The 24,794-nt window shown below is 73.1% G+C and carries 29 protein-coding genes and 1 pseudogene; 18 read left to right on the forward strand and 12 right to left on the reverse strand.

The features are described 5' to 3' along the window. Positions 1 to 25: 25 nt before the first annotated feature. Entirely contained in the window at positions 26 to 397 is a 372-nt protein-coding gene (locus H299_RS0113330) for a MerR family transcriptional regulator (protein ID WP_027748816.1), read from the forward strand. A gap of 41 nt (positions 398 to 438) precedes the next feature. On the opposite strand, the gene H299_RS33950 is transcribed toward H299_RS0113330, so the two are convergent. The 4 genes from H299_RS33950 to H299_RS33955 all read right to left on the reverse strand — a co-directional run bounded on the left by H299_RS33950 (position 439) and on the right by H299_RS33955 (position 4,327). Further along, positions 439 to 2,022: a serine/threonine-protein kinase gene (locus tag H299_RS33950; protein ID WP_051262426.1), complete on the reverse strand. Its 1,584-nt coding sequence runs from the start codon at positions 2,020 to 2,022 to the stop codon at positions 439 to 441. A gap of 303 nt (positions 2,023 to 2,325) precedes the next feature. After that, positions 2,326 to 3,177, reverse strand: a complete 852-nt coding sequence (locus H299_RS0113340) for an alpha/beta fold hydrolase (RefSeq protein WP_037758902.1) — start codon at positions 3,175 to 3,177, stop codon at positions 2,326 to 2,328. Positions 3,178 to 3,212: 35 nt separating this feature from the next. Then, a complete protein-coding gene (locus H299_RS0113345) occupies positions 3,213 to 3,500 on the reverse strand; it encodes a DUF397 domain-containing protein (protein WP_037758903.1) in 288 nt (95 codons plus the stop codon). Beyond that, complete coding sequence (locus tag H299_RS33955; protein WP_051262427.1) at positions 3,473 to 4,327, reverse strand: Scr1 family TA system antitoxin-like transcriptional regulator; 855 nt, start codon at positions 4,325 to 4,327, stop codon at positions 3,473 to 3,475. The genes H299_RS0113345 and H299_RS33955 overlap by 28 nt, the downstream gene beginning before the upstream one ends. A gap of 126 nt (positions 4,328 to 4,453) precedes the next feature. On the opposite strand from H299_RS33955, the gene H299_RS33960 reads away from it, so the two are divergent. Genes H299_RS33960 through H299_RS0113365 form a run of 3 tightly spaced genes read left to right on the forward strand, consistent with a single transcriptional unit; the run spans position 4,454 to position 5,689 of the window. Continuing rightward, the gene (locus H299_RS33960; protein WP_158692323.1) at positions 4,454 to 4,750 is read left to right on the forward strand and encodes a hypothetical protein; all 297 of its coding nucleotides are present in this window, start codon (positions 4,454 to 4,456) and stop codon (positions 4,748 to 4,750) included. A gap of 1 nt (position 4,751) precedes the next feature. Continuing rightward, positions 4,752 to 5,060 (forward strand): hypothetical protein, encoded by a 309-nt coding sequence (locus tag H299_RS33965; RefSeq protein ID WP_051262428.1) that lies wholly within the window; start codon positions 4,752 to 4,754, stop codon positions 5,058 to 5,060. After that, positions 5,057 to 5,689 (forward strand): DUF433 domain-containing protein, encoded by a 633-nt coding sequence (locus H299_RS0113365; RefSeq protein WP_027748819.1) that lies wholly within the window; start codon positions 5,057 to 5,059, stop codon positions 5,687 to 5,689. The genes H299_RS33965 and H299_RS0113365 overlap by 4 nt, the downstream gene beginning before the upstream one ends. A 118-nt stretch (positions 5,690 to 5,807) precedes the next feature. Here H299_RS0113365 and H299_RS0113370 read toward each other — a convergent pair whose 3' ends face one another. Both H299_RS0113370 and H299_RS0113375 read right to left on the reverse strand, forming a co-directional pair. Then, the gene (locus H299_RS0113370) at positions 5,808 to 6,590 is read right to left on the reverse strand and encodes an SDR family oxidoreductase (protein ID WP_027748820.1); all 783 of its coding nucleotides are present in this window, start codon (positions 6,588 to 6,590) and stop codon (positions 5,808 to 5,810) included. Positions 6,591 to 6,671: 81 nt separating this feature from the next. Beyond that, a complete protein-coding gene (locus H299_RS0113375; protein WP_027748821.1) occupies positions 6,672 to 7,763 on the reverse strand; it encodes a phosphotransferase in 1,092 nt (363 codons plus the stop codon). 246 nt (positions 7,764 to 8,009) lie between these two features. Here H299_RS0113375 and H299_RS0113380 point away from each other — a divergent pair, with 246 nt between their 5' ends. After that, positions 8,010 to 10,082, forward strand: a complete 2,073-nt coding sequence (locus H299_RS0113380) for a PhoX family protein (protein WP_027748822.1) — start codon at positions 8,010 to 8,012, stop codon at positions 10,080 to 10,082. A gap of 142 nt (positions 10,083 to 10,224) precedes the next feature. On the opposite strand, the gene H299_RS0113385 is transcribed toward H299_RS0113380, so the two are convergent. Beyond that, positions 10,225 to 11,010: a helix-turn-helix domain-containing protein gene (locus H299_RS0113385; protein ID WP_078512702.1), complete on the reverse strand. Its 786-nt coding sequence runs from the start codon at positions 11,008 to 11,010 to the stop codon at positions 10,225 to 10,227. A gap of 221 nt (positions 11,011 to 11,231) precedes the next feature. Between H299_RS0113385 and H299_RS33970 the strand changes: the two genes are divergently transcribed. Both H299_RS33970 and H299_RS33975 read left to right on the forward strand, forming a co-directional pair. Continuing rightward, the gene (locus tag H299_RS33970; protein ID WP_051262430.1) at positions 11,232 to 11,660 is read left to right on the forward strand and encodes an ATP-binding protein; all 429 of its coding nucleotides are present in this window, start codon (positions 11,232 to 11,234) and stop codon (positions 11,658 to 11,660) included. An 83-nt stretch (positions 11,661 to 11,743) separates the two neighbouring features. Then, positions 11,744 to 12,415, forward strand: coding sequence for a ScbR family autoregulator-binding transcription factor (locus H299_RS33975; protein WP_037758905.1), 672 nt, complete (start codon positions 11,744 to 11,746; stop codon positions 12,413 to 12,415). A gap of 24 nt (positions 12,416 to 12,439) precedes the next feature. On the opposite strand, the gene H299_RS0113400 is transcribed toward H299_RS33975, so the two are convergent. The 3 genes from H299_RS0113400 to H299_RS0113410 are packed head-to-tail and all read right to left on the reverse strand — an operon-like array spanning position 12,440 to position 14,153. Then, positions 12,440 to 12,781 (reverse strand): Asp23/Gls24 family envelope stress response protein, encoded by a 342-nt coding sequence (locus H299_RS0113400; protein WP_027748824.1) that lies wholly within the window; start codon positions 12,779 to 12,781, stop codon positions 12,440 to 12,442. Continuing rightward, positions 12,778 to 13,566 carry an Asp23/Gls24 family envelope stress response protein gene (locus H299_RS33980; RefSeq protein WP_051262431.1) on the reverse strand — a complete coding sequence of 263 codons (789 nt, stop codon included), beginning with the start codon at positions 13,564 to 13,566 and terminating at the stop codon, positions 12,778 to 12,780. The genes H299_RS0113400 and H299_RS33980 overlap by 4 nt, the downstream gene beginning before the upstream one ends. After that, a complete protein-coding gene (locus H299_RS0113410) occupies positions 13,557 to 14,153 on the reverse strand; it encodes an RNA polymerase sigma factor (RefSeq protein ID WP_051262432.1) in 597 nt (198 codons plus the stop codon). Before H299_RS0113410 ends, H299_RS33980 begins: the two co-directional genes overlap by 10 nt. 187 nt (positions 14,154 to 14,340) lie before the next feature. Here H299_RS0113410 and H299_RS0113415 point away from each other — a divergent pair, with 187 nt between their 5' ends. Beyond that, positions 14,341 to 14,850, forward strand: coding sequence for an Asp23/Gls24 family envelope stress response protein (locus H299_RS0113415; RefSeq protein WP_027748826.1), 510 nt, complete (start codon positions 14,341 to 14,343; stop codon positions 14,848 to 14,850). Positions 14,851 to 14,928: 78 nt separating this feature from the next. Here the strand turns inward: H299_RS0113415 and H299_RS0113420 are convergent, their stop codons facing one another. Then, positions 14,929 to 15,345, reverse strand: coding sequence for an ATP-binding protein (locus H299_RS0113420; RefSeq protein WP_051262433.1), 417 nt, complete (start codon positions 15,343 to 15,345; stop codon positions 14,929 to 14,931). A gap of 293 nt (positions 15,346 to 15,638) precedes the next feature. Between H299_RS0113420 and H299_RS40415 the strand changes: the two genes are divergently transcribed. The 9 genes and pseudogenes from H299_RS40415 to cobF all read left to right on the forward strand — a co-directional run bounded on the left by H299_RS40415 (position 15,639) and on the right by cobF (position 23,199). After that, entirely contained in the window at positions 15,639 to 15,734 is a 96-nt protein-coding gene (locus tag H299_RS40415) for a putative leader peptide (protein ID WP_106965788.1), read from the forward strand. Between the two features lie 306 nt (positions 15,735 to 16,040). Then, positions 16,041 to 16,595 (forward strand): NADPH-dependent FMN reductase, encoded by a 555-nt coding sequence (gene ssuE, locus H299_RS0113425; RefSeq protein ID WP_027748828.1) that lies wholly within the window; start codon positions 16,041 to 16,043, stop codon positions 16,593 to 16,595. After that, positions 16,588 to 17,667, forward strand: a complete 1,080-nt coding sequence (locus tag H299_RS33985; RefSeq protein WP_051262434.1) for an ABC transporter substrate-binding protein — start codon at positions 16,588 to 16,590, stop codon at positions 17,665 to 17,667. The genes ssuE and H299_RS33985 overlap by 8 nt, the downstream gene beginning before the upstream one ends. A 5-nt stretch (positions 17,668 to 17,672) precedes the next feature. After that, a complete protein-coding gene (locus H299_RS0113435; RefSeq protein WP_051262457.1) occupies positions 17,673 to 18,512 on the forward strand; it encodes an ABC transporter ATP-binding protein in 840 nt (279 codons plus the stop codon). After that, positions 18,509 to 19,417: an ABC transporter permease gene (locus H299_RS0113440; protein WP_078512705.1), complete on the forward strand. Its 909-nt coding sequence runs from the start codon at positions 18,509 to 18,511 to the stop codon at positions 19,415 to 19,417. The genes H299_RS0113435 and H299_RS0113440 overlap by 4 nt, the downstream gene beginning before the upstream one ends. A gap of 73 nt (positions 19,418 to 19,490) precedes the next feature. Further along, complete coding sequence (locus tag H299_RS0113445; RefSeq protein ID WP_027748830.1) at positions 19,491 to 20,846, forward strand: LLM class flavin-dependent oxidoreductase; 1,356 nt, start codon at positions 19,491 to 19,493, stop codon at positions 20,844 to 20,846. 97 nt (positions 20,847 to 20,943) lie between these two features. Next, the gene (locus H299_RS33990; RefSeq protein ID WP_078512706.1) at positions 20,944 to 21,915 is read left to right on the forward strand and encodes a TauD/TfdA dioxygenase family protein; all 972 of its coding nucleotides are present in this window, start codon (positions 20,944 to 20,946) and stop codon (positions 21,913 to 21,915) included. An 80-nt stretch (positions 21,916 to 21,995) separates the two neighbouring features. Further along, positions 21,996 to 22,331 (forward strand): annotated as a pseudogene (locus H299_RS33995) (winged helix-turn-helix domain-containing protein); the annotation flags it as partial. Positions 22,332 to 22,401: 70 nt separating this feature from the next. Continuing rightward, entirely contained in the window at positions 22,402 to 23,199 is a 798-nt protein-coding gene (cobF, locus tag H299_RS0113460) for a precorrin-6A synthase (deacetylating) (RefSeq protein WP_027748831.1), read from the forward strand. Here cobF and H299_RS0113465 read toward each other — a convergent pair. Continuing rightward, complete coding sequence (locus tag H299_RS0113465) at positions 23,129 to 23,929, reverse strand: cobalt-precorrin-6A reductase (RefSeq protein WP_027748832.1); 801 nt, start codon at positions 23,927 to 23,929, stop codon at positions 23,129 to 23,131. The two genes, cobF and H299_RS0113465, sit on opposite strands and share 71 nt — an antisense overlap. Before the next feature lie 185 nt (positions 23,930 to 24,114). Here H299_RS0113465 and H299_RS0113470 point away from each other — a divergent pair, with 185 nt between their 5' ends. Further along, positions 24,115 to 24,750, forward strand: a complete 636-nt coding sequence (locus H299_RS0113470; protein WP_027748833.1) for an XRE family transcriptional regulator — start codon at positions 24,115 to 24,117, stop codon at positions 24,748 to 24,750. Positions 24,751 to 24,794: the final 44 nt, after the last annotated feature.

Raw genomic sequence — 24,794 nt, forward strand, 5'->3', positions numbered from 1 at the left:
AGTCAAGCGGTGAGGGGCAGGCCGTATGCGCATGGGAGAAATGGTCCGGCAGACCGGGGTCAGCGAGCGGCTGCTGCGCTACTACGAGAAGCAGGGCCTGCTGCACCCCGAGCGCCGGCCCAGCGGCTACCGGACGTACGACAGCGCGGACGTCGCCGTCGTCCGCCGCATCCGCGCCCTGCTGGCGGCCGGGCTCTCCACGGCCACCATCGCGCAGGTGCTGCCCTGCATACGCGAGGACGGCCCCCGCCTGGTGCCCACCTGCCCCGACCTGCTGGCCCGGCTGCGGGCGGAGCGCGCGCGGATCGACGCCTCGATCAGCGAACTCAGCACCTCCCGCACCATGCTGGACACGGTCATCGACGCCGCACCCCCTGAGCTGGCGGGGGCGCGCTGAGGGCGCCGGGGGCCGCGCGGGCTCCCGGGGCTCGCTCCGGCTCAGAGGTCGTTGATGCGCAGGTGCTTCACCGCGTCGTCGTAGATCTTGTCGGCCTTCGTGCTGTCCCCGTAGTCGCGGGCGATCGTCTTGCCTCCCCCGTCCTTGATGGGGACGATGCCGCTGGTGGGCACGCTCATGGTGAGGTTCCAGGTGGCGCCCTTGTCGTTGACGTAGTACAGCTCCCGCATCCGCCAGATCGGGCCGTCCTCGCCGTCCTCCTTGCTGCGGAAGGTCATGATCAGCTCGGTCGCGGGCTTGCCCTGCACGGAGGCCGTGTTGAGGGAGATGTTCGTGTCGTACTTGTCGTCGTCCTCGGCGTAGACGTCCACCCAGGTCTGCGCCTCGGCCAGGGCCGTGTCCCCGTCGGCGTCGGCGGTGCGCTTGAGGATGATGTCGTACTCGCCGGTCGGGTCCACGAACATCACCGAGCCCTTGCCGTGCGTCTCCGGGTCCCGCTCGTAGTGGCCCGGTACGGCGATCGAGGCGCCGGTGGCCTTCTCCTCGTGCCGCTTCCAGCCCTTGGGCAGGGTCTCCTTCGGCGCGCTCGCCGACTTCTCCGGTTTCGCCCCGCCCGTCTTCTCGTCCTTGTCCTCGCCGAAGGGGGAGGGCAGGAGCCAGCCCCCGAAGGCCGCCGCGAGCGCGACGGCCCCGGCCGTGAGCCCGTACAGCGCCTTGCTGCGGGGCCGGGCCGCGGGGGGCGCTCCGGGCGCGTCCGTCGTCGGCAGGCCGGCGGGCGGCTGCGGCGAGGACGGCTGCCAGCTGGGCGGGGCCCCGTTCGCGACCTGCTTGAGCACGGTGGCGATGTGCTCGGGGCTCGGCCGCGCGGACGGGTCCTTGTGCAGCAACTGCATGATCAGTGCGGTGAGTTCACCCGCCTGTTGCGGCGGGTGCGGCGGGGCGCTGGCCACCGCGTGCAGCGTCGCGGCGTTCGTCTGCCGCTGGAACGGCGGGAACCCCTCCACCGCCGAGTACAGCAGCACACCCAGGGAGAAGAAGTCGGACGCCGAGCCCGGCTTGTTCCCCAGGACCCGCTCCGGCGCGATGTATCCGGGGGAGCCGATGAAGACACCGGTCTCCGTCAGCGGCGCCTCCCCCTCGATCTGCGCGATGCCGAAGTCGGTGAGCACGACCCGGTCGTGGGAGCCCAGCAGCACGTTCGCCGGTTTGACGTCCCGGTGCAGCACGCCCTGCTGATGCGCGACGACCAGCGCTTCGAGCACGGGCAGCGCGATACGGGCCGCCTCCGGCGGCCGGAGCGTGCCCTCGCCCAGCGCGTCCGCCAGGGACTGGCCCCGCACCAGCTCCATGACGATCCACGGCTGGGAGTTCACCTGCACGACGTCGTAGATGTCGACCACGGCCGGGTGGTCGATCCGGGCTGCCGCACGCGCCTCGCGCTGCATCCGGACGAACGCGGTCTCCCGCTGCCGCGCGTTCAGGCTCTCCGGCAGGCTCGGCTCCTTGAGGGCGACGTCCCGGTCCATCACCTCGTCATGGGCGCGCCACACCGTGCCCATGCCGCCGGAACCGAGGCGCTCACCCAGCCGGTACCGGCCCGCGATCACCCAGCCGCTGGCGGGCACGGGGGCCGCAGCCGGTCTGCCTGGCCGGGGAACCCGCGGATCATGCGCGCCCGACACCCCCGGTGCGTGCGTCGGCTGCGCCCTCTCGTCCCCGTGACCACCGGGTATGTGCCCTGCGCTCGTCATGGCTCCATCTTCACGGCTCGGACGGCGCGATGTCCGTCCCTTCCACGCGTCGATCACATCCGGCCCTGACGGCCCGGATCTCACACCATAACCTTTTCAACTACCCTGCTGTCAGGCGGAGTTCACGCCGGAACTGTCAACTCATCAGTCGCACCGGTCTCTTGGCCCGCCCCCGGCTCACCAGCCGCGCTCGCGCAGCCAGCGCAGCGCGTGCGGCGCCGAGTGCAGCACGGAGAGGTGCCCGTCCTCCGGGCGCAGCCACCACTCGGCCGAGGGGCAGTGACGCGCGAGCCACTCGCCGTGCGCCTGCGGCACCACGCGGTCCCGCGCGCCGTGCAGCAGCAGCACGGGCGCGCTGATCCGCGACGGGTCGAAGCCCCACGCCCCTACGTACGCCAGGTTGTCGTCCACCGTCCCCTCGAAGCCGGTCTGCGCGCCCTTCCCGGCCACCTCGCCCATCCAGGCCCAGTCCCCCTCCAGCGCCGCGTGGTCCGCCGGGGTGAACACCTCCGGGTCGAAGCCGGCCGAGTTGAGCCGCTCCGTCAGCGCCGCCCGGCCCCGGACGGACGCCCGCAGCTCCGCCTCGGAGGCGGCGGCCATACCCGCGAACCAGTCCAGCCCCTCCGCGCCGTACGGCGCCAGCCCCGCCACGCTCACCGCGCCGACCACCCGCCCCGGCAGCAGCGCGGCACACGCCAGGGCGTGCGAACCGCCGCCGGACACGCCCATCACCGCGAAGCGGTCGACGCCCAGCGCGTCCGCGACGGCGGCGACGTCCGACGCGGTCGAGGCGAGATCACGGCCCGGATGCGGCGTCGAACCGCCGTACCCCGGCCGGTCGTAGGACACCCAGCGGACGCCGACCTCGGTGGCGGCCGGGAACAACGGCTCGGGGGGCTCGCCGACGTTCGGTGTGGCGTGGTGCCACACGACCGGCAGGCCGACACCCGCACCCTCCGTACGGGCGTCGTACACATGCAGCACCCGGCCGTCGCCCAGCGCGACGTCGCTCTCCGTCACGTTCACCATGCACAGAGCCTACGGCCCGCCACTGACAACCCGCGTCAGCGGTCCGCGCACACCCCGGCCACGAACGCGGCCCACGCCGGCGCCCCGAAGACCAGCACGGGCCCGTCGGGCACCTTGCTGTCCCGTACGGGCACGAGGCCGACGACGCCGTCGGCGACCTCCAAGCAGTCGCCACCCTGGCCGTTGCTGTGACTCGACTTGCGCCAAGTGGCGGCGCCGGGGAAGCGCTCGGCTATCTCCAGGCAGTTGCCGCCCTGGCCGTTGCTGTGCCTGGACTTGCGCCAAGTGGCGGCGCTCAGGTCGAGTTCGTGGGCGGTGGCCATCCGTAGCGCTCCTTCAGCGTGGTCCTGATCAGTTCCCAACTCTCCCAGGGTGACAGGGATTGGACGATCAGACGGTCAAAGGCCATCGCGTACTGCTTCACGGCCTGCTGCGACTCTACAATTTCTCCGTTCCCGAGGCCCTCCAGATAGGCGACATCCGGACCGTCGGGGAAGTCCATGAGGGTCAGGGAGCCGTCCATCAGTCCGTGGGAACCGGCCTTGAACCGCAGCACTTGAAGTTCGATGTGCGGCAGTTCTGCCATAGCCAGCAGATGGCCGAGCTGTCCCCGCATGATCTCCGGATCGTCGCCGAAGGGGCGTTGAAGAATCGCCTCGTCCAGAATCGCCCAGAGATAGAGCGGGTCCGAGCTCTCCAACAGGCTGCGGCGGCTTGTCCGTGCTTCGACCTGTTGGTTCAGCGCCTGCTCGGACAGGCCAGGCTGGCTGATCTTGAACAGTTCGTGCGCGTAGGCAGACGTCTGGAGGATTCCGGGGACGAGCTGAAGCGCGTGTTGACGCAGGCGGCTCGCCCGCTTCTCCAGGTCGATGTACTGCCGTACCCAGGCCGGATAGCCCGCCCGGTTCATGTGGTGCCAGGCCACGTTCACCTCGTCGTCCGCATCCAGGACGCGGTCCAGGTCGGCCGCCAGCGCCTCGTTCGGCGGGTCCGTGGCCAGTTCGATCTGGGCGATGCGGCTGGCCGAGACGTACATCCGGTCGGCCAGGTCCTGCTGCGTCCATCCCCTCACCTCCCGCAGCTTGCGGATTCTCGATCCGAGCGCGGCGGCCAGGGAGGCGCGGGGATCAAGTGACTTCGAACGGCCCATGGGCACCCCTCGTCTGCGCTTCTTCAATTCTCCGAGTTAAAGCTGTCACCCCTGGTAAGCGTACGACTACGGCTGAATCCTGAGTGGCAGAACGCAAGAACTGCCGCAAGGAGATGCCGGATGGACATGACGGCGAGCGAAAGGCTGCGCCCCCACGTGGGTGCGCTCGTACGGGACGAGGCGCTGGGGAGGATCGGCGTGCTGATGGCCGTCGGGGCCTTCCACGACCCGCAGCGCACCGAACCGCACCCGGAGACCGCGTGCCCGCCCCCGCTGGCGTACGTACGGCCGTTCTCCGGCGGGCGCGAGTGGACGACCCGGCCCGAGGCGGTGACCGTTCTGGACTCACCGGACGCGCTGCTCGCCAAGCTCCGCTGGCGCAACGGGCAGTCCAGCACCGACAAGTACGGGCAGCGGGGCTGACATGCGCCGTGCCCTGACCGCGCTCCGGCGGTGGCTGTGCCCGGCGCGCGGCACGCACCGCCGCGTCACCCCGCCCACCACCGTGCGCCCGCCGCGCGTGCCCCCGCTCCCCGCGCACCGCAGCCCGTACGCGGCGGAGGCGGCGAACCCGCCCCCGCCCCTCGACGCGGACGCCCTCCCTCTGATCCGCCCCTACCTCCTCGCCCATGAGCGCCGCCGCGCCCGGCGCCCGCTGCTCCTCGCCGCGCACGGCCTCGACCTGAACCGGCTCCGCCCACCCGCCCCTCGGCTGATCGGCTGCCGCTGGTGACCGACCGCTTCACGCGCGGCCTCCTCACTCCCTCGGAGGCCGCCGCACACTTGCAGATCCCCGCCTCCACCCTGCGCCGCTGGCTGACCGAACAGGCCGCCGGGGCACCGCTGGTGCACCGGGTCGGGCCGGTGCGTTCGAGGCAGCCCTCGATACCGTTCGTCGCGGTGGCCGAGGCGTACGTCCTGCGGTCGCTGCGGAGGCTGGGCCTGCGGATGAGTGAGATCCAGGAGGCGGCGGAGGTGATCCGGGAAGCCTTCGAGACCCCGTACGGCCTGGTGTCCCGGCAGGTCGCGACCGACGGCGTGCGCATCCTCGTCGCGCTGGGACTCGGGCACCCGCCGATCCATGAGGTGGTCGCGGACTGCCTCCGCTACCTGTCGTGGGACGCGGGGGACGACTTTCCTTCCAGTCTCCAGCTGAGGCAGTACCCGGACGCGGTTCCCGTCGTGATCGACCCGAGGTTCGGGCACGGCCTGCCTGTCGTGGCGGCCAACCGCGTGCCCGTCCAGGCGGTGACCTCTCTGTGGGAGGCCGGAGAGGCGGTCGAGGACATCGCCTGCGACTACGGCATGGAACCTGACCAGGTGAACGCTCTCTGCCAGGCCGTGGTGCGCCTTGCCGTATGAGTTCATCCTGGACAGAAACCTGGGGCGCCGTGTCGCGGAGTCAGGCTGGCGAAGCCGTCGTTGCCGTGGCCCGAGCCGATGCCGTGGCGGGTGAGGGACTGGGCGCAGGCCGCGGTCGTCACAAGGCGTGGCCGCCCGCGACCTGGAGGACCTGGCCGGTGATCCAGCGGGACTGGTGGGAGGAGAGGAAGACCACGGCGTCCGCGATGTCCTCCGGGTCGCCCACCCGGCCCAGCGGGACGATCGCCGTCACCTGGTCGAGGAGGTCCTCCCCGATCCAACCGGTCTGCACCGGGCCGGGGGCGACGGCGTTGACCCGTACGCCCTGCCCGGCGAGGTCGAGCGCGGTGGCGCGGGTGAGGGCCTCCAGGGCGGCCTTGGAGGTGCCGTAGCCGATCTGGCCCGGGAACGCACGGGCGGCGTCCGTGGAGATGTTGACGACGGACAGCGGCCGTTCGCCGCCGCGCAGCCGTGCCGCCTCGGCGATCAGGAGCGCCGGGGCGATGGCGTTGACCTGGTAGTGCCGGGCCAGCGAGCCGGGGGTCGCGGTGTCGACGGTGTCCGGCGTCTCGCAGTGGGCCGCGTTGTTGACCAGTACGTCGAGCGGGCCGAGGTGTTCGGCGGCCGCGGATATCAGCTGGTGCGGCCCGTCCGGGAGGGACAGGTCCGCGGCGAGGGCGACGGAGCCGTTGCCCAACTCCCGTGCCAGCTCCTCCGCCTGGCCGCTAGCGGGCGTGACGTGCGCCCACCGCGTGCCCTCGGGGGCGGCGGGGTCGTGCGGGAGGTGGTGGACGGCCACCCGTGCGCCCTGTGCCGCGAAGGCGCGGCTGATGGCGGCGCCGATGTTTCCGGCGCCGCCGGTGACCAGGACGTTCTTGCCGCCGAGGCGGGTGTCGAGCATGTGCGGCTCCGTGGGACTGCCGGGGCCCGGCCGCGCGTGCGGGCGCGCTGCCGGGCGGCCGGGCGTGCTTGCTTGCGGCGTTCAGCGGCTGCCGGTGGAGGCGACCGCGCCGAGGCCGTCGGTCAGACGGGTCACGATATCGGTGAGGTCCGCCCAGCCGTGTGCCATGTCGGCGGTGGCCCCGTGGGGCCCGAAGAACCAGCCGAGGTAGACGGTCATGTCCTCCAGGTCCCAGCGCAGCCGGTAGAGCGCCAGCGCGGCCGGGTCCGGTCTGCGGCCGGTGGCCGCCGCGTAGCGGGCGAGGTCCTCCGGCTGTTCGGCCACCGACCACAGGTCGCGTTCGGGTACCGCCAGGCCCACCGTGTCCCAGTCGATCAGCAGCGGAAGGTCGGCGCCCTCGGGCCACAGCAGGTTGCCGGGGTGCGGCTCGCCGTGGGTGACCACCAACTCCGCGCCGCTGCGGCTCAGTTCGGTGATCAGGGAGTCGAACTCGTCGAGGCGTTCGCGGATGCCGTCGGCGTGGTACGCCAGCAGCGCGCGGGCGCGCTCCGCGTACGGGCCGTCCGCCTCCGGTGCCGCGTCCGCCGCCCGCGCAGCCGTACGCGCCCCCGCGCTTGCGCCCCTACGCGCCTCCGCGAGCGCCGCCTCCAGCCGGGCGCGCGAGCTGAGTTCGGGGGAGAGCACCGGTGTGGAGGGCGGCGCCTTCGTGCTGTGCAGGGCCGCCAGCAGCTCCAGCGCTCCGGCGCGCTCCCGCTCCGTCGGCTCGCGTTCGAAGGAGCCCGGGACACCGTCCTCGTACGGGAAGACGCTCACCCCGTACCGGCCGTCGGGACCGAGCGGGCGGACGGTCTCGCCGCCCGCGGTGAGCAGTGGGGCCACGACGAAGCCGAGCCCCGCCCCCGGCGTGCCGTCCCGCCCCGAGGCGAGCGCCGCGGCGGTGTCCAGGGCCTGGCGCAGACCGCGCAGCGCGTCCTGCGGGGTGTCGCCGCAGTAGTCCTTGTACGCCAGGTCCGCGACGGTGACGAACCACCTCCCGCCCCGCTCGTCGGCGGCGCTCCAGTGGTAGTCGCCGAAGCCGACGCGGGCGTACGTCAGGCGGGCGTCGGCGAGCCCCCACTCGGCCAGCGCGTGGTGCAGGGCATCCTCGTCCAGGTCCGTCGGCTCGTCCATCATGCTGCCGACGCTAGCGAACGGGGAGCGGGGGCGCATGCGCTTACGGCTCGTTCGCCCCGGTTTCCTCCGGTTATGTGCGCTGCTGCGGGCGGCTCGCGGCGTGCGGCGCGGTCCGGGACCGTGCTCGTACGGGTACGGGCGGTGGGTTGCCGGGCGGTTCACCCCCGCTTCACCTCGCCGTCGCTTCACGGCGTGCCCGCGCCTCTAGCGTCTCTCCTCGGCGTAGCTCGAACATCCGGAGGGACCATGCGTAAACTCCTGCCGCTCCTCGGCTCACACCCCGGCGGTAGATCCGCCCTCACCTGCCGGTACCGGTGCGGTGACGCCTGCTTCCACGAGGTGCCCAACAAGAGCGACAACGAATACGTCGGGGACGTCATCAGCGGCGCGCTGTCGCGACGTTCGGCGCTTGCCGCCGGTGCGGTCGCGACCGTGGCGGCGGCCACCGGGGCGACGGTGATCGGGCCGGGCGCCGCCCCCGCCGCCGCTCACGGGCGGGGCGGGCACGGCGGCGGCCACGGCCACAAAGGCGCCGCGCGGGGGCTGCGGTTCGAGGCCGTCGCGCCCAACACCGAGGACCGGGTGGTCGTGCCCCGCGGCTACGCGCAGGACGTCCTCATCCGCTGGGGCGACCCGGTGCTCGCCGGCGCGCCCGCGTTCGACGCGGACCGGCAGACGGCCCGGGCGCAGGCCCGCCAGTTCGGCTACAACAACGACTACGTCGCGCTGCTGGACCTGCCGGGTGACCGGCGCGGGCAGCTGCTCGTGGCCAACCACGAGTACACCACCGAGGTGATGATGTTCTCCGGCTACGACCCGGAGAACCCCACCCGCGAGCAGGTGGAGATCGCCTGGGCCGCGCACGGCTTCACCGTGCTCGCCGCCGAGGAGGCGCGCCGCGGCGGCAGGCTGACGGCCGTGCCCCGGCACCGGCTCAACCGCCGCATCACCGCGACGACCCCGTTCGAGGTGACCGGCCCGGCCGCGGGCAGCGACCTGCTGCGTACGAGCGCCGACCCGGCGGGCCGCACCGTCCTGGGCACGCTCAACAACTGCGCGGGCGGCACCACCCCGTGGGGCACGGTGCTCTCGGGCGAGGAGAACTTCAACCAGTACTTCGCGCACACCGACGCCGTCACCGACCCGGTGGCCAAGGAGCGGCTCGCGCGCTACGGCCTGGCGGGCGGGGCGTCGGAGCGCAAGTGGGAGCGGTACGACGAGCGGTTCGACCTGTCCAAGGAGCCCAACGAGGTGAATCGTTTCGGCTGGGTCGTCGAGATCGACCCGTACGACCCGGAGTCGACGCCGCGCAAGCGCACCGCGCTGGGCCGCTTCAAGCACGAGGCCGCCAACGTCCGGCTCACCCGCGACGGCCGTGCCGTCGTCTACATGGGCGACGACGAGCGGTTCGACTACCTCTACAAGTTCGTCTCCAAGGAGCGGATGCGGCGCGGCCAGGGCCGCTGGGTGCGCGAGCACAACGCGAAGCTGCTGGACGAGGGCACGCTGTACGTCGCGAAGTTCACCGGTGACAGCCCGGCGGGCCAGATCGACGGCAGCGGCGCGCTGCCCTCGGACGGCGAGTTCGACGGGCGCGGCGAGTGGATCAGGCTGGCCAGCGGCGACCGCTCGTACGTCGAGGGCATGACCGCTGAGGAGGTGTACGTCTTCACCCGGCAGGCCGGTGACAAGGTCGGCGCCACCAAGATGGACCGGCCCGAGGACGTCGAGCCCAGCCCGCGCAGCGGCAAGGTGTACGTGGCGCTGACCAACAACACCAAGCGCGGCACGTCCGGCGCGGCCCCGGCGGACGAGGCCAACCCGCGCAGCAACAACAAGCACGGCCAGGTGCTGGAGCTGACCGAGCACCGGAACGACCCGGTCTCCACCCGCTTCGACTGGCGGCTCTTCCTGGTCTGCGGCGACCCGGAGGACCCCTCGACCTACTTCGCGGGATTCCCCAAGGACCGGGTCAGCCCCATCTCCTGCCCGGACAACCTGGCGTTCGACAGCCACGGAAACCTGTGGATCTCCACCGACGGCAACGCGCTGGGGAGCAACGACGGCCTCTTCGGCGTCGCGGTGCACGGGCGGCGCGAGGGCGAGGTCAAGCAGTTCCTGACGGTGCCCAAGGGCGCCGAGGTGTGCGGCCCGGTGGTCGGCGACGAACGGGTGCTGGTCGCGGTGCAGCACCCGGGGGAGCTGGACGGGGCCAGCGCGGACAACCCGCTGTCGCAGTGGCCCGACGGGCCCGGCAAGGCGGTGCGCCCGGCCGTCGTCACGGTGTGGGCGGAGGACGGCGGCCGGATCGGCGACTGACCGTCGACCGGCGGGCACCGGCGGGCGCCCGCGGGCCGGGCCGGAGGTGCGCGCCGCCTCCGGCCCGGCTGCCCCGAGCCCGGCGCGCGCGAGGCCACCGGGCTCCCGGCCCGGTGCCGGACAGCCCTCAGCCGGACAGCCCTCAGCCGCGAGCCGGACCGCCGCCGCGGAACCCCTCGGGCAGCTCCGGCTCGACGGACGGTGCCGCCGCCAGGCCGGTGACCAGCCGCAGTTCGGGCCTGCGCATGGGCACCCAGGCGGTGAACGTCACCCAGGCCGGGCGCGGCTCCCAGTCCGGCATGATCATCGGCTGCGTGGTGCCGTACGCGTGGCTCCTCAGCTCGGCGGTCGCGAGCCACAGCTCCCTCACCCGGGGGTCCTCGCACACCTGGTCGACGACTCGGCGGACCGCGGTGCTGCGCTGGGTGATGGCGGCCTGGCGCAACCGGGCCAGGAGCAGGGGCGCCCAGCGCGTCTCCCAGTCCACGCACTGCCGCTTCCCCATCCCGTCGAGCAGCAGGGCGGTCATGATGTTGGCGCCCCGGCGGCTCACCCACGGCCAGTGATGTGCGGCGCGCGCGTTGTAGGCCAGGATGCGGAAGTCGGGCCCCTCGTAGAACCCGCCGCAGGGCAGGGCGTCCAGCCACGTCACGAGGTCCTCGGGGATGCTCTGATCGGCGGGGGCGGGACGGCGAGGGGCGGGCTGCCCCGCCCAGGCGTGGAGCACCCGCGCCTCGTCCGGATGGAGGGCGAGCAGCTCGGCCGTCCGGCTGACCGTCGCGCCCATCATCGGGCGCTTGCCGCTCTCCACCCGCTGGTAGTGGCGGACACCCATGCCCAGACGGCCGGCCATGTCCACCTGGGTGAAGCCCGCGCGGACACGCCACTGCTTCAGCAGCTCGGGCACTTCCGGTGACGGGGCAGGCACGGAAAGCCTCCCTACGGGTGATGACCTGCGGACAGTCTACGACCATCCGCTCATATCAGGCATAGCAGTGCATCGGGTGTGCATCCGGTGCGGCGGCCCGGCGAGCACGGCCTGGCCAGGCCGTCGGCCTGACCGGGCCCTTCCGGACGTCCCGCTCGCGCAGTCTCATGGGCAAAACAGACAGACATACCTGTTTGTCGCTCGGAGGAGGAACGAGCCCCATGACTTGTCTCCAGCTACCGCCGACCGCCGCAGCCCCCTTCGCGGCGCGCCGCTGGTCCGCCCAGCAGCTGCCCGACGACATCCGCGAGACCGCGCTCCTGGTGATTTCCGAACTCGTCACGAACGCGGTGTCGGCCTCCAGCGCCGCACCGGCCCCCGCGGCCATCACGCTGGAGATCGTCGTGGAACCGGGGCGCGTCGCGCTGTACGTCACGGACGCCAGCCCGCTCCTCCCTCCCGCCACGCCCGAGGCCGTGCCCGCGGACGCCGAGTCGGGACGGGGACTCCTCCTCGTCGCGGCCCTGGCCGAGGAGCACGGATGGGCACCGGCCGAACGCGGAAAGCGCGTCTGGGCCGCCCTCGACCGGGGCACCGAGGCGATGGCCGCGGCGCCCCCAGCCGAGTGCGTGGGAAGCGCGGCCTGCTGAGGCCGCCTGCCTCTCCCCGCAGATCCGGCTGTGCACAACCGACGCGGGTAGCGTCGGGACCGACGAACAGGAGGTGGTCCACGGTGCAGGACCGAGCCGCCAGCACCATCCGGCGCATTGTCCACGCCGCCGGCGAGATCTTCGACGAGGACGGATACGCGGGTGCCACCACCCCGGCCATCCAGCAACGCGCCCAGGTCAGCCGCGGGGGCTTCTACCACCACTTCCCCAGCAAGAAGGCGCTCGGGCACGCCGTCCTGGAGCACCAGAACGCGTTCTTCCAGCAGATGTCCGAGGCCGTGGCTCCCCCCGGGGGGAGGCCGTTCCAGGGCCTCTGGCTCCAGTTCCTCGTCGACACCTCGTACGCCTACTCCCGCGGTCTGCGTACCGACCCGGTGCTGCGCGCCGGGGTGCGGCTGTCGATGGAGCCCGGGCCCTTCCAGCGGCCCGGCAGCTACACGCCCCAGCTGGCCGCGGTCAGCGCGGTGCTGGAATCCGCCCGGGAGGCCGCCGAGCTGCAACCCGCGATCCGGCCTGAGCCGACCGCCCAGATCCTGGTCGGGTTCTTCACCGGCGTCCAGACCCTGAGTCACATCATCACCGGCCGCCAGGACCTCGACGAGCAGGTCCGCACCATGTGGTCCCTGTGCCTCCCCGGCATCGCCCGGCCCGAGGCACTCAGCCTGCTGCGCCTCGGGCCGCCGCCCGCGGAAGCGGACCCCGACGCCGCCCCGGGCGCGGCCCCGGCGGCGTGAACCCCGGACCGCAGGCCACCGCGGTCAGATGACGTCGGTGACGGTCACGGTCACGCGTACGGGCGCCCGCGCCGTGAGCACCGCCGCCACGGCCGCCTCCACCGACGCCCGCACCGCCCGGGTCACCGCCGCCGCCTGATGGCCGTACAGCACGGCGAGATGCAGGTGGACGTGCCAGCCCGCCGGATCGGTGCGGTGCTGCACCCGTACGCCGGGGGAGCCGGCCGACGCGCCCAGGGTGCGGGCCGCGGCCGAGCCGCGTACGAGATCGGCCAGTCCGGGGCGCAGGAAGGCCACACCGGCGGTTCCCTCGGCCGCCGTGGCGGCGGCGCGGGCCACCTGGGACTGGGTCTCCTGGCTGGTCACCACGGCCTCCCGCCGTCGTCGGCCGGTTCGTCGTCGGCCGGTTCGTCGTCGGCCGGTTTGTCGCCGGTCGGTCCCTCGCCGGTCGGCCCGTCGTCGGCCGGTTCGTCGATGAGGTCGACGACCGCGACGTCGATGGCCCGCACGTCCAGCCCGATCACGTCCCGCGCCGCGTCGGCCAGCTTGCGGCGTACCGCCTCGGCCACCTCCGGGACCGGCTGGGAGAGGTCGGCCGCCACCTCCAGCCGGACCCGGACCGGGCCGCGCGGCAGCGTGCCCCGCGAGCGGCTCAGCAGCGATGCGGGTCCGGACCCGGACCCGGACCCGGCCCCGGCCCCGTCCGCGTGCGGCGCGATGCGGCAGCTGCCCGCCCGTACGCCCGGCAGCGTCTCGGCCGCCGCGCGGAAGGTCTTGGCCGCTGCGGCCTCCACGATCCAGGCGTCCTCGTCCGGTTCGCCCAGCGGGAGCGAGCGGCCCGGCCGCAGCTCCAGCCGCACGATGTCCATCACCCGCGCGGTGAAAGCGTCGGCGCCGCCCGTGCCGCCGCCCGGCTGCCCCGGCTCGTTCGCCTGCCGCGCCTCGGCCTCGTCCGCCGCGCGCGCGGAGCGCACGAACTCGTCCAGCGCCCGCAGCCGCTCCAGCGCCGCGGTGCAGTGCGGGCAGGTGGCGAAGTGCGGGTCCGAGGCGGCCCGGTCCTCGTCCCAGGCGTCCCACAGCTCGTGGAGCGTACGGCCGCACGGCAGCGGCTCCTCGTCCTCGGGCGTTCCCGGGTTCGCGCTCAGCGCCATGCGCCCATCGCCTCCGTCAGATAGCGCCGTACGCGGAAGATGCGGCCCCGTACGGCGGCGTGGCTGATGCCCACCGCGTCGGCGATGTCGTCGTACGACAGCCCGTGCAGCTCGCGCAGCACCCAGCAGGCGCGCTGGTCGGCGGGCAGCCGCGACAGCACACCGTAGAGCGCGTCGAGCGCGGCGGACGACTCGGCCGCCCGCACCGGGGACGTCGCGTGTTCCGGCGCGGCCGGTTCCGGCAGGGTGTCCAGGTCGGTGGTGGGGCGGCGGGCGCGCAGCAGGTTGAGGCACCGGTTCGTGACGATGCGGTACATCCAGGTGAGGAAGGCGGACTCGCCGCGGAACTCCGGCAGGCGGCGCCAGGCGTTCACGAACGACTCCTGTACGGCGTCCTCGGCGTCGGCGCGGTTGCCCAGCAGCCGGTACGCCAGCTGGAGCAGCACCTGGCCGTGCCGCCGCACCAGGATCTCGAACGCGCCCTCGTCGCCCTCGCCCGCGCGGACCGCGAGCAGCGCGTCGTCCGGGCGGCCGGTGGGGGCGGCCGGGCGCGGCGCGGCGCGCTGCGCCGGGTGGTCCTGGGACACGCACCGCCTCCTTCACACCGTGGCCGTCCCGTCATGGTGTGCACACGGGCGGTGAGAATATCCGCCGATTCCGCGTGACGACCCGCGCGCCGGGGTGTCCAATCCAGTGACAGCACGTACGAGCCGGGCCGCGAAACCGGCGAGACCACCGGCCAGACCACGGACGAGATCACCGAGGAGACCTCCCATGACGACAGGTACAGCTTCCCCCAGCTCCCCGGCCGCCGCGAGCCCGAAGGTCCCGGGGAGGGACGCCGGCGGAGCGGACGCGGGCACCACGCTGCGGGCCGGGGCGACCGGGCCGGAGCAGCCCGCGGCGACGCGCGGGCGCACCTCCATCGCCGACGTGGTGGTGGTGAAGATCGCGGGCATGGCGGCGCGCGAGGTACCCGGCGTGCACGACATGGGCGGCGGGCTGTCCCGCACGCTGGGCGCCGTACGGGAGCGGGTGCCAGGCGGGCGGCCGAACGTCGGGCGCGGGGTGAAGGTCGAGGTCGGTGAGCGGCAGACGGCGCTCGATCTGGACCTGGTGGTGGAGTACGGGGTGCCCATCACGGACGTGGCGCGCGACGTCCGGGAGAACGTCATCGCGGCGGTGGAGCGGATGACGGGGCTGGAGGTCGTCGAGGTGAACGTGGCGATCGGGGACGTGCACCTGCCCGACGACGAGGGTGACGACGAGCCGCGGGTGGAGTGACCCGCCCCGCCGGACGCACCCCCTGTGCTGCCGTACGGCGGGCGCCCCGGGCCCCGCCGTACGGCTCCCCGCGGGCCGTCACGCCGTGGCGAGGACCGCCCGTACCGTCTTGCCGCCGCGCGCGTGCGGGGTCACGTCCAGCTGCTGGGTGAGGCAGCGGACCAGCGCGATGCCCCTGCCGCCCTCCGCGTCGGCCTGGGCCGCGCGCAGGACGGGGCCGCCGGGGCCGTGGTCGTGCACCTCTATGGTCAGGCAGCCCGCCGCGCTGCTCAGCCGCAGGCGGCACCTGCCGTGCCCGTGCAGCGTGGCGTTGGTGACCAGTTCGGAGACGACCAGCGCCGCCTCGTCGAGATGGCGCGCCGCCTCCGGGGGTGTGCGGGAGCCGCCCAGGAACCCGGCCGTCAGCCGCCGCGCCCACCGGGCGGACGCGTCCTGCGGCGGCAGGGCGTACTCGACACGTGCTCTGCGCCGGGTGCTTCGGTCGTTCGTGTGCATGCTTCCCACTCCCCCTCGTGGTTGACGGGTCCTCCCCGTACGCAACGGGTCATTCCCCGTGGGGACTTGACGAATCGGATTCGTGCGCACTGTCAACCCAGCACACCTGACTTTCACGAATCGTGACGTCCGTTCCGGTCTGTCCCCCGGGTACCCGGCTCGCCCGCTCGTACGCACCCGGTGTCGCGCCCCGGACCCCGGGGGACGATGCCTGACGGACCGTCAGTCCACGCCGCTATTCCGCATAACGAGACGCTTGTCATATTCATTGACTCCACGCCGGATTGGCTGGCATGCTCCCTTCTGTGAGTCAAGCTGAGATTCTCGTATCGCGTCTGCACGTCGATCTGCGACGTCACGCCAGCGCGCTTTGTGCCGCCGGCCGCTGACCTGCGTCCAGCTGACCTTTCCGCGCCCGGCGCCCCCTCCGTCCTGCTCTCCCTGATCTCCCCCGCTTGCTCGGATCAGCAGCTCAGGGCCGCCGCGGTGGCGCGGTAGCAGCGCTCACACCCCCTTCCCGGCGCGGCTGAACGGCCGCCTTGAGGGCTTACGGGCACTGCCGCCGACACCTCGTCATCGAATTCCCCGTTCGACCCGCCCTGAAGAGGGGCGTATTTCGGCGCGCGGAATTCCCCTTGGTCATCGCTGGGCTTTCTCCTGCCCTTTTCGTGATTCACCACACCGCGGAGCCGTGCATGACCCCCCTGCTCGCCGTATCAGGAAGTCCGTCCCCCAAGTCGCGCACCGCACTGGTCATCGGCCACGTGCTGGAGCGGCTCTCGCTCAGCGGTTTCGACGCCGCCCACCTCGCCGTACGGGACCTGCCCGCCGCGGATCTGCTGGCCGGACGCACCGAGACACCCCAGATCCGCTCCGCCCTCGACCGCGTCGCCATGGCCGACGGCGTCATCGTGGCCACCCCCGTCTACAAGGCGTCCTACACCGGCCTGCTCAAGGGGTTCCTCGACCTGCTGCCGCAGGACGGCCTCGCGGGCAAGACCGTACTGCCGCTGGTCACCGGCGGCACACTGGCCCACCTGCTCGCCATCGACTACGCCCTGCGCCCCGTGCTGGCCGCCCTGCGCGCCCGCCATGTGGTCAACGGATTGTTCCTGCTGGACAGTTCGATCGAACGCACCGCCGACGGCCGGGCCGCGCTGACCGCGGAGGCGGAACTGCGGCTGTACGAAGGCATCGAGGAGTTCGTCGAGTCCCTGCCCGTCAGTCCGGTGGTGGCCCGCCTTGCCTAGGACCAGGAACCACACGGGCAGGAGCACCACCAGCCGAAGGTCCTTCCTCGCGCTGGCCGGGGCCGCCGCGCTCACGGCGGGCTGCGGCTCCGCGGTGGGCGGCGGCGTCAAGAAGACGGACACCATCCGCTACCAGGGCTGGGCCGGGCAGGTCACCCCGCCCGAACTCGCCGCCGATCTGGGCTACCTGGAGGACGTAAAGCTCGACTGGGTCGGCAACACCACCAGCGGCCCGCAGGACATCCAGTCGGCCGCGACCGGACAGGTCGACATCGGCGGCGCCTTCAACGGGGCCGTGGTCAAACTCGCCTCGACGGGCGCCCCCGTCACCGCCGTCATCTCCTACTACGGCTCCGACAAGCGCGCCTACAACGGCTTCTACGTGCTCGGCGAGGGCGGACCGCGCACGCCGCGCGACGTGCTGGGCCAGCGCGTGGGCATGAACACCCTCGGCGGCCACGCCGAGGCCGTGCTCGACATCTACCTGCGGGGCGAGGGGCTCTCCGCGTCCGAGGCCGAACGGGCGCAGCCGATCGCCATCCCGCCGGTCAACCTCGAACAGTCGCTGCGCCAGGGGCAGATCGGGGTCGCCGCGCTCAGCGGCGTCCTGCGCGACAAGGCCCGCGAACGGGGCGCCGTACGGGAGCTGTTCAGCGACTACGAGATCCTCGGCGCGTTCAGCGCCGGCACCTACGTGATCGCGGACCGCTTCCTGGAGCGCAACCCGGACACCTCGCGCGCCTTTGTCACCGGGGTCGGCAAGGCGATCGACTGGTCCCGCGGCAAACCCCGCGAGGAGGTCATCGACCGGATGACCGAGATCGTCGCCAAGCGCGGACGCAACGAGGACGCCGCGCCGCTCCAGTACTGGCAGTCCTACGGGGTGGCCGAGCCCGGTGGCCGCATCGCCGAGAAGGAACTGGGCTTCTGGGCCGACTGGCTGGCGGACCGGGGCGACATCGAGCGGGGCGCGGTCAAGGTCTCCGACGCCTACACCAACGAGTTCAACGGCAACAGCCGCAAGGGTGCCCGGCCGGACAGCGGTCCGGCCTACCAGCGGAAGGGAACGTGAGCCCGGTGAGTGCCACGAAGCCATCCCGTCCGTCCGCGAAGATCAGCTTCCGGGGGGTCGGCAAGACCTTCCCCGTCCGGGGCCGCAAGGGCGGCAGCCCCGTCGCCGCCCTCCAGGACATCGACCTGGACATACCCGAGGGCGAGTTCACCGTGCTGGTGGGCCCCAGCGGCTGCGGCAAGTCCACCCTCCTCGACCTGCTGGGCGGCCTGACCCGGCCCACCGGCGGCGAGATCCTGCTCGACGGCCGGCCGCTGACCGGACCCGGCCTCGACCGGGGCATCGTCTTCCAGCAGTACGCGCTGCTGCCCTGGCGCACCGCACTGGGCAACGTCGCCTTCGGGCTGGAAGCCACCGGCGTGCCCCGCCGGGAGCGGGCCGAACGGGCCCGCGAGTACCTCGACCTGGTAGGCCTGTCCGGCTTCGAGGACCGCCATCCGCAGGAGCTGTCCGGCGGGATGAAGCAGCGTGTCGCCATCGCGCGCAGCCTCGCGTACGACCCGGACGTGCTGCTGATGGACGAGCCGTTCGCCGCGCTGGACGCGCAGACCAGGGAGTCGCTCCAGGACGAGCTGCTGCGGATCTGGGAGCGGACGGGCAAGACCGTCGTCTTCATCACGCACGGCATCGACGAGGCCGTCTACCTGGGGCAGCGGGTCGCCGTCCTCACCTCGCGGCCCGGCCGGATCAAGGAGGTCGTGCCGATCGGCCTGGAGGCCCGCACGAGCGTCTCCGACCTGCGCTCCAGCCCGGAGTTCGCCCGGCACCGGCACCGCATCTGGGAGTTGCTGCACGACGAGGTCACCCGAGCACAGCAGCAGGAGAAGGAGGCGGTCGCGCCGTGAGTGTGACAGTGGTCAAGACGGACGAGGCGCCCGCACCGGCCCCGCCGCGCCCGGCCCACGGGGAGGCGGTACGCCCCGCAGAACCGGCGGCGTCCCCGCCCCGGCGGCGCAGCCGCCTCGCCCGCGCCGGACGTCGCGGCGCCGGGCTGCTGCTGACGCTGCTCACCCGGACCGGGGTGGTGGTGCTGCTGCTCGGTCTGTGGGAGGCCGCGCCGCGCGCCGGGCTGGTGGACCCCACCTTCCTGCCGCCGCTCAGCGAGGTGGCGGACGCCTGGTGGGGCCTGGCCTCCGACGGCCAGCTGGCCTCCCACACCCGCGCGAGCCTGGCCCGTTCGGCCGCCGGGTTCGGGCTGGCGGTGCTGATCGCGGTGCCGCTGGGGCTGCTGATCGGCTGGTACCGCTTCGTGGCGGAACTGCTCACCCCGGTGCTGGAGATCTTCCGGAACACCGCCGCCCTGGCCCTGCTGCCGGTCTTCGTCCTGCTGCTGGGCATCGGCGAGACCTCGAAGATCACCATCGTGCTGTACGCCTGCACCTGGCCGATCCTGCTGAACACCATCAGCGCCGTACGGACCGTCGATCCGACGCTGCTGCGGCTGGCCCGCACGATGGACCTCTCGGCGCCGCAGGTCTTCCGCAAGGTGATCCTGCCCGCCTCGCTGCCGACGATCTTCACCGGTATCCGGCTCTCCGGGGGCGCCGCCATCCTCGTCCTGATCGCCGCCGAGATGGTGGGCGCCAAGGCCGGGCTCGGCTACCTCATCAACTCCTCGCAGTTCAACTTCGCCATCCCGCAGATGTACGCCGCGATCATCACCATCTCGGCCATCGGCGTGACCTTCAACCAGGTGCTGCTGACCCTCGAACGCCGCCTCACCGGCTGGCGCACGCAGCCGGGCAGCTGACCGCACCCGCACCCGCACCCGCACTGCACCCGTACCGCACCCGCACCCCGTACCTCCGAGCCCGAGGACCGCCATGACCCGCACCGATCCACCCCGGCAGTTCCATCTGAACGCCTTCCTCATGGGTGTCGGCCACCACGACGCCGCCTGGCGGCATCCGCGCACCCGTCCCGAACGGCTCACCGACCTGGCGCACTTCCAGGAACTGGCGCGGATCGCCGAACGCGGCCGTCTCGACTCGCTCTTCCTCGCCGACGGCCTGACCCTGCCGGGCAACGCCCGCTACAACGCGGTCGGCGGCTTCGAACCGCTCACCCTGCTCTCTGCCCTGGCCGCGAGCACCGAGCACGTCGGGCTGATCGCCACCGTCTCGACCACCTTCCACGAGCCGTACACCGTCGCACGCGCCTTCGCCTCCCTCGACCACCTCAGCGGGGGCCGGGCGGGCTGGAACATCGTCACCTCCGGCAACGTCGGCGAGGCGCGCAACTTCGGCTACGAGGAGCACCCCGCCCACCGGCTGCGCTACCAGCGCGCCGACGAGTTCCTCGACGTCACCACCAAGCTGTGGGACAGCTGGGAGGACGAGGCGGTCGTCATCGACCGGGAGCGCGGCGTGTACGCGGAGGGCGACCGCATCCACGAGATCGCCCACCAGGGCGAGCACTTCCGGGTCGCCGGGCCGCTCAACGTCCAGCGTCCGCCGCAGGGTTACCCGCTGCTGGTGCAGGCCGGATCGTCGGAGGACGGCAAGGAGTTCGCCGCCCGGCACGCCGAGGCCGTCTTCACCGCGCAGCAGACCCTGGCCGACGGGCAGTCCTTCTACCGGGACCTCAAGGGGCGGCTCGCGCGGCACGGCCGTACGCCCGACCAGGTGAAGATCCTGCCCGGCATCTGCCCCGTCATCGGCGGCACCGAGGCCGAAGCACGCGCGCTGGAACAGGAACTGACGGATCTTCAGGTTCCTGAATACGGACGGCAGCAGCTGTCCGGCATGCTCGGCGTCGACCTCTTCGGACTGCCGCTGGACGGGCCGCTGCCCGCGCTGCCCGAGGAGCGCGACATCAACGGCAACAAGAGCCGCTTCACCCTGGTGCGCGAACTGGCCCGGCGCGACGATCTCACCATCCGGCAGGTCATCGCCCGGCTCGGCGGCGGACGCGGCCACCGGGTCTTCGCGGGAACGCCCGAGCAGATCGCGGACCAGCTCGCGGAGTGGTTCACCGGCGGCGCCGCCGACGGCTTCAACGTCATGCCTCCCCATCTGCCCGGCGGACTGGAGGACTTCGTCGACCAGGTGGTGCCGCTGCTGCAACGGCGCGGGCTCTTCCGCACCGAGTACACCGGCCGCACGCTCCGCGAGCACTACGGCCTCGCCCGCCCGGCGAACCGGCTCGCACCGGGCCTCGCCGCCGCCCTTCCCGCCTGACCCCGCACCGCACAGACCTACCGCACAGACCCGCACCGCACAGACCCGCACCGCACGGACCCGCACCGCACAGACCCGCACCCGAGAGGAACACACCATGACCACCAGCACCGCGTACGACGTCCGCAAGGTAGGCGGCCGGATCGGCGCCGAGATCGTCGGCGTCGACCTGTCCGGCACGCTCGACCCCGCCGTCGTCGCCGAGATCAATGCCGCGCTCCTGGAACACAAGGCGCTCTTCTTCCGCAAGCAGCGCCCCGACACCTTCGACGACGCCGCGCAGCTGCGCTTCGCCTCGCTCTTCGGCGAACTGACCGCCGCCCACCCCACGGTGCCCTCCGTCGAGGGCAGCCCGCAGATCCTCCCGGTCGACGGCGACGGCGGCATCCGGGCCAACCGCTGGCACACCGACGTCACCTTCCTCCGTACGCCGCCCAAGGCGAGCACGCTGCGCGCGCTGGTCGTCCCCCCGTACGGCGGGAACACGCTGATCGCCAACAGCGCCGCCGCCTACCAGGACCTGCCCGGGCCGCTGCGCCGGCTGGCCGACGAGCTGCGCGCCGTGCACACCAACGACTACGACTACGCGGCGGTCGCGCCGCCGAGCGACAAGGCGGCGGCGCACCGCGCGCAGTTCGTCTCCCGCAAGTACCGCACCGCCCATCCGGTGGTCCGGGTGCATCCCGAGAGCGGCGAACGCGGCCTGTTCATCGGCGGGTTCGCGCAGAGCATCGTCGGCCTCTCCGCGTCCGAGTCGCGCGAGCTGCTGCGCATCCTCCAGTCGTACGTCACCCGCCCGGAGAACATCGTGCGCTGGACCTGGGCACCTGGTGACCTGGTGCTCTTCGACAACCGGATCACCCAGCACTACGCGCCCGACGACTACGGCGACCTCCCGCGGCTCCTGCACCGGGTGACGGTTGCCGGGGACGTGCCGGTCGGCGTCGACGGCCGCCTCAGCGAGGTGCTCGAAGGCGACGACGCTGCCCACTACACGCCGCTGCCCGGCGGTACGCCCGGCGGTGCGCCCGCCCCCGCCCCGGAACCCGCACAGGCGCCCGGCGCCTGAGCCCGATCCGTCCCCCGCGAAGGAGCAGCAGCGTGCAGCAGTCCACCGCCCACGTCATGGTTCTGCCTCTGCCTCCCCGTCCGCCGGCACCGGTGCCGACGGACGGGGAGGGCGTGCGGATCGACCGCGAGTGCTACACGGCGGCGGTCGACGGCAGGCAACTCGAGCTGACCTACCTGGAGTTCGAGCTGCTGGCCCACCTGGTCGCGCACCCGTACCGCGTGCACTCGCGCACCCGGCTGACGGAGGCCGTCTGGGGCCACTCCTTCGTGGGGGACGGCCGTACCGTCGACGTGCACATCGCCCGGCTGCGGCGCAAGATCGGCGCTCCGCACCGGCACCGCATCGTCACCGTCCGCCGGGTCGGCTACAAGTACGAACCCGGGGAGGACGGGCAGGCACCCGACAGGCGCTGAGCGCCGGCCGCGGGCGCCCGGACGGACACCCCGTCCGGGCGGCCCGGCGCGGGTGCGGCACACTCGCGGCATGCGACACATCCTCGTCATCGGCATCGGCGCGGGCGACCCCGACCAGCTGACCCTCCAGGCCGTCCGGGCCCTCGCCCGTGCCGACGTCTTCTTCCTCGTGGACAAGGGGCCGCAGAAGCAGGACCTGGCCGGGCTGCGGCAGCTCATCCTGGAGCGGCACGCGGAGCAGCCGTACCGGGTGGTCGAGGTGCGCGACCCCGAGCGCGACCGGAGCGCGGCCCCGGCGGCGTACGCGGGCGCCGTCGACGAGTGGCGGCGGCGCCGGGCCGACCTCTACGAGGCCGCGCTGCGCGACGAACTGCCGCCGGACGGCTGCGGTGCGTTCCTGGTCTGGGGCGACCCGGCGCTCTACGACAGCACGCTTGCCGCGCTGGAGGAGGTCCGCGACCGGGGCTCGGTCGAGTTCGGCTCCGAGGTGATCCCGGGCATCAGCAGCGTCTCGGCGCTGGCCGCCGCGCACGGTACGGGGCTCAACCAGGTGGGCCGCCCGGTGCAGATCACCACGGGGCGGCGGCTCGCGGCGGGCTGGCCGGAGGGGGCGGACGACGTGGTGGTGATGCTGGACGCGCACCAGGCGTTCACGGGCCACCTCGGCACCGGCCTGTGGATCTACTGGGGCGCGTACCTCGGGACGCCGGACGAACTGCTGGTCGCCGGGCCGCTGGACGAGGTCGCGGAGCGGATCACCGCGATGCGGGCGCGGGCCCGGGAGGAGAAGGGCTGGATCATGGACACGTACCTGCTGCGCCGCCCGGCCCAGGACCGCCAAGGCCCGGCAGGCCGCCCCGCCGCCTGAGCCAGCCGAGGGCGCCCGACACGTCCGCCACCGCCGTCACCCCCGCCGGGAGCGGCGGTCTGCGCACCATCACCACCGGCACCCCCGCCTCCCGCGCGGCGGTCAGCTTCGCGGCGGTGGCGTCCCCGCCGCTGTCCTTGGTGACCAGCACCTCCACCGAGTGCTCGCGCAGCAGCGCCCGTTCGCCCGCGAGGGTGTACGGGCCCCGGCCGGGCAGCAGCCGCACGTGCGGCGGCAGCGGCGGCTCGGGCGGGTCCACCGACCGGATCAGGAACCAGTGCCGGTCCAGCCCGGCGAACGCGGCGACCCCCTGTCGTCCGGTCGTCAGCCACACCCGCCGTCCCAGCGCGGGCAGCAGTCCGGCCGCCTCCGCCAGCGAGGCGGCGGGCACCCAGCGGTCGCCGGGCACCGGTGTCCAGCCCGGCCGGCGGACGACCAGCAGCGGGGTGCCGGTGGCGGCGCAGGCGTGCGCGGCGTTGCGGGTGACGGCCGAGGCGAAGGGGTGGGTGGCGTCCACGACGGCGCTCACCCCGTGCGCGGTGAGCCAGCGGGCGAGCGCCTCGGGGCCGCCGAAGCCGCCGCTGCGTACGCTGCCGCCGGGCAGCCGCGGCCCGGCGGTCCGGCCCGCGACCGAGCTGGTGACGCGGGGGCCGCCGGGCGTACGGGCGAGCACGTCGGCGAGGCGGCGCCCCTCGCCGGTGCCGCCGAGCACGAGCAGATGACCCGTCACCACGCTGCCGCGTCCCTTCGCCGTGCCGTCCCGCCGCGGCCCATGGTCCCACCGCCCCAGCCGCCGCCGACGCCGCCCGCGGTGACCGCCTGCGCGTTCCGCCCCGCCGCGCGGGGTCCGGGTAGCCTCTCCAGGGCTGATCCGCCGGGGACGGCGGGGCAGCCCTTAGCCGAGAGGGGGCCGGGGTGGCTCAGGAAAAGGCCGGGCGCATTCTGGCGACGAACCTGCGGATGCTGCGGGAGCGCGCCGGGATCACACTGTCGGAGCTGGCGCGGCGCTCCGGCATAGCGAAGGGCACGCTGTCGCAGCTGGAGTCCCGGCCGGGCAACCCGACGATCGAGACAGTGTTCAGTTTGTCGAACGCTCTGGGTGTGCCGGTCTCTTCGCTGCTGACGGAGCAGACCGACCCGGACGTCCTGCTCGTACGCTCCAGCGGCTTGGAGGTGCTCAGCAGCAATGCGGTGGATCTGCGCATGCTGCGCCGCATGGACGTGACCGACCGGGTGCTGGAACTGTACGACCAGCGGGTGCGCCCGGGGGAGACCCAGCACTCCGAGGGGCATCCCGGCCGTGAGCACGTCGTGGTGATATCCGGCCAGCTCAGGGTGGGCCCGCCGGAGGCGCCGTACGAGTTGGGGCCGGGGGACTACGTCTGCTTCGCGGCGCAGGCCCCGCACGTCTACGAGACCGTGGACGGCCCGGTCGCCTCCGTCCTGATGCTGGAGTACCCGGCGGACGCGGGTCCCGAGGCCCCGGCGGGCAGCTGCGCCGTCCCGGCCGCCGCGGCGGGTGGAGTGAACCGGAGGAAACTGGGGGGTTGACGCTGCCGTGGGCGGTCCATAGTCTCGCAGCGTTCATTTAAATG

This window comes from Streptomyces sp. CNH287 (assembly GCF_000424825.1).

What these genes read in the sequence shown, in the direction of transcription:
- cobF (WP_027748831.1), top strand. Translation starts at nt 22,402, where the DNA reads ATGCGACACATCCTCGTCATCGGCATCGGCGCGGGCGACCCCGACCAG.
- H299_RS0113415 (WP_027748826.1), top strand. Translation starts at nt 14,341, where the DNA reads ATGACGACAGGTACAGCTTCCCCCAGCTCCCCGGCCGCCGCGAGCCCG.
- H299_RS0113370 (WP_027748820.1), bottom strand. Translation starts at nt 6,590, where the DNA reads ATGCTCGACACCCGCCTCGGCGGCAAGAACGTCCTGGTCACCGGCGGC.
- H299_RS0113445 (WP_027748830.1), top strand. Translation starts at nt 19,491, where the DNA reads ATGACCCGCACCGATCCACCCCGGCAGTTCCATCTGAACGCCTTCCTC.
- ssuE (WP_027748828.1), top strand. Translation starts at nt 16,041, where the DNA reads ATGACCCCCCTGCTCGCCGTATCAGGAAGTCCGTCCCCCAAGTCGCGC.
- H299_RS0113375 (WP_027748821.1), bottom strand. Translation starts at nt 7,763, where the DNA reads ATGATGGACGAGCCGACGGACCTGGACGAGGATGCCCTGCACCACGCG.
- H299_RS33970 (WP_051262430.1), top strand. Translation starts at nt 11,232, where the DNA reads ATGACTTGTCTCCAGCTACCGCCGACCGCCGCAGCCCCCTTCGCGGCG.
- H299_RS40415 (WP_106965788.1), top strand. Translation starts at nt 15,639, where the DNA reads ATGCTCCCTTCTGTGAGTCAAGCTGAGATTCTCGTATCGCGTCTGCAC.
- H299_RS0113330 (WP_027748816.1), top strand. Translation starts at nt 26, where the DNA reads ATGCGCATGGGAGAAATGGTCCGGCAGACCGGGGTCAGCGAGCGGCTG.
- H299_RS0113340 (WP_037758902.1), bottom strand. Translation starts at nt 3,177, where the DNA reads ATGGTGAACGTGACGGAGAGCGACGTCGCGCTGGGCGACGGCCGGGTG.
- H299_RS33990 (WP_078512706.1), top strand. Translation starts at nt 20,944, where the DNA reads ATGACCACCAGCACCGCGTACGACGTCCGCAAGGTAGGCGGCCGGATC.
- H299_RS0113420 (WP_051262433.1), bottom strand. Translation starts at nt 15,345, where the DNA reads ATGCACACGAACGACCGAAGCACCCGGCGCAGAGCACGTGTCGAGTAC.
- H299_RS0113380 (WP_027748822.1), top strand. Translation starts at nt 8,010, where the DNA reads ATGCGTAAACTCCTGCCGCTCCTCGGCTCACACCCCGGCGGTAGATCC.
- H299_RS33960 (WP_158692323.1), top strand. Translation starts at nt 4,454, where the DNA reads ATGACGGCGAGCGAAAGGCTGCGCCCCCACGTGGGTGCGCTCGTACGG.
- H299_RS33965 (WP_051262428.1), top strand. Translation starts at nt 4,752, where the DNA reads ATGCGCCGTGCCCTGACCGCGCTCCGGCGGTGGCTGTGCCCGGCGCGC.
- H299_RS33980 (WP_051262431.1), bottom strand. Translation starts at nt 13,566, where the DNA reads ATGGCGCTGAGCGCGAACCCGGGAACGCCCGAGGACGAGGAGCCGCTG.
- H299_RS33955 (WP_051262427.1), bottom strand. Translation starts at nt 4,327, where the DNA reads ATGGGCCGTTCGAAGTCACTTGATCCCCGCGCCTCCCTGGCCGCCGCG.
- H299_RS0113345 (WP_037758903.1), bottom strand. Translation starts at nt 3,500, where the DNA reads ATGGCCACCGCCCACGAACTCGACCTGAGCGCCGCCACTTGGCGCAAG.